The sequence below is a fragment of the Dellaglioa sp. CoH-57-MRSF-16 genome, assembly GCF_056782055.1.
This window is the reverse complement of sequence record NZ_JBXAXZ010000017.1, coordinates 1-1,084: the sequence shown is the minus strand read 5'-3', so window position 1 is coordinate 1,084 and position 1,084 is coordinate 1. Positions and strand designations below refer to the sequence as shown.

General features: G+C 53.4%; 3 protein-coding genes. All 3 read left to right on the top strand.

Annotation, left to right across the window (positions count from 1 at the left end; all coding sequences use genetic code 11):
- The coding region (locus AC1RPH_RS07600) for a hypothetical protein (RefSeq protein WP_481761999.1) at window positions 1-338 on the top strand (338 nt) is incomplete at its 5' end.
- Between the two features lie 56 nt (window positions 339-394).
- A complete protein-coding gene (locus tag AC1RPH_RS07595; RefSeq protein WP_481761998.1) occupies window positions 395-700 on the top strand; it encodes a hypothetical protein in 306 nt (101 codons plus the stop codon).
- 47 nt (window positions 701-747) lie between these two features.
- A partial coding sequence (locus AC1RPH_RS07590; protein ID WP_481761997.1) for a hypothetical protein occupies window positions 748-1,084 on the top strand: 337 nt, incomplete at its 3' end.

The window sequence follows — 1,084 nt, the reverse complement described above, 5'->3', positions numbered from 1 at the left end:
GGCCAAATGCGCACAACTTCATCTACCAGTTCGATAAGCCGGGTGAAGTCTACGGTCGTATCGAAACCGTGCGTCGTTTCAAGTGGCCAAGCATAATCGCGATCGACGCCGGGTCCTCGAACAACTCGTTCTGTATTGCATCTGTCCACTACGATTTCGACACAGGGAAAACGGTAGTCGGCACCGCCCTCGAATGTATTCCACTTGACGGCAGGAAGGTCAACTTCAACCTGATCTACCTGAACGTGATTCTGAAGTTGGCGCGCGATACGAATGCGGTGGGCATGGTTGCCGGTACAGCCCGCGCCGCAAGGAATTCGATGCGTGCCATGCGATGATTGCCTCAAAGAACTTGATATTTCCGACTGTGACGGAAGCCGAGGGTACACGAATCATGGCTGGTGGTATTGAGGACTACCGAACAGAATTCATGAATCGACCTGTTCCACACATCATGCACCAGATGATTACGGTACGTGACGTGGGGCCGGAAAAGACGCCAGAAAAGGGTGAAGGGTATACGGACGACATGTTTCGGGCAATTGTGCTCGGTTCCACAATTGTGCACCATCCGCGCGTCATGGAGCGCCTTTCTGAGGCCCGGGCCTTCAATTATGGCGGTGGTTCCAGCATGCCGATGCCGGGGTTCGCAGGTCGCTCAGGAGGCAATAGTGCGGTACGTCAGGTGATACAGCGCTAAAGTCTAATTCTCAATTTTAGAGCACTAGAACTTAGTGAGTATTCAGCATGGCTAAAAGGTCGAAAAAGGCTAAAAAGCCACGCGAATCCTATGTGTTGCCGCAATCCTCGGGCTTGGCACCGGACACGAAACGTGTACTGGCGCTAGACCCGGGTTCCAGTAATACCGGGATCGCGGTGGTGGCCGTAAACGCCAGCGGCAAAGTAAAGGTAATGGCCAATGCGGTGTTAGAAAAGCCCGTTTCGGATTTGACCCGGTTCGGGCCCTCCCGCACCGAATTCTTGGCAGAACTAAAAAGATGGGTTGATCTGTACAAACCGGACGGCTTCGTTGCGGAACGCTTCATGACGCGCGGTATCCAATCTATGGGCACCACCATCGAAA

Bases quoted from the DNA above. Each gene is read 5' to 3' on its own strand.
- AC1RPH_RS07595 (WP_481761998.1), top strand. From the start codon at position 395: ATGGCTGGTGGTATTGAGGACTACCGAACAGAATTCATGAATCGACCT.